General features: G+C 47.2%; 1 protein-coding gene. It reads right to left on the reverse strand.

Translation table 11 applies throughout. From position 1 onward, the window contains the following. Window positions 1-485 (reverse strand): PLP-dependent transferase (locus KIV40_RS29910; RefSeq protein ID WP_285352901.1); only part of this gene is annotated, 485 nt, incomplete at its 3' end. Window positions 486-595 lie beyond the last annotated feature (110 nt).

Consider the following 595-nt stretch of genomic DNA (forward strand, 5'->3'; position numbering starts at 1 on the left):
CGGCAAGTCTCTGCAATATCCACCACGCGAACCAGCGGGTTAGATGGCGTCTCTAGTAAGATCAACTTAGGCTTGAGTGCGATCGCTGCATCGAATGCTGCTTGATCCGATTGATCCACAAACAGCACCTTAAAATCGCCTTTTTGTGAACGAGTGTTAAACAGACGGTAAGTACCACCGTAGCAGTCGTGTGGTGCTACGATCAGGTCATCACTACCAAGAAAAGCAGAAACCCACAAATTCAAAGCAGAGGTGCCACAGTTAGTCACTACTGCTCCCTTACCAGATTCCAATTCAAACAGCGCTGTCTCTAACAAACCACGGTTTGGGTTGCCTGAACGCGTGTAGTCATATTTAGGCACTTCACCAAAAGCGGGAAAACCGTAGTTAGTCGACAGATAAATGGGTGGAACTACGGCATGATGTTGAGTGTCTGACTCGATACCAGTACGTACGGCGATGGTTGCTGGTTTCCGGCTGCTCATAGGTGTTTCCTTACAAGTTTTGGCGTCTGAGAATCACAGCGGCTTGTCGGGGTTTTGCGGCAGTGTTAGATATATGTTATTCACTTTACTTTCATAAGAATGAGACGTCA

The sequence above is a fragment of the Vibrio sp. D173a genome (assembly GCF_030248475.1).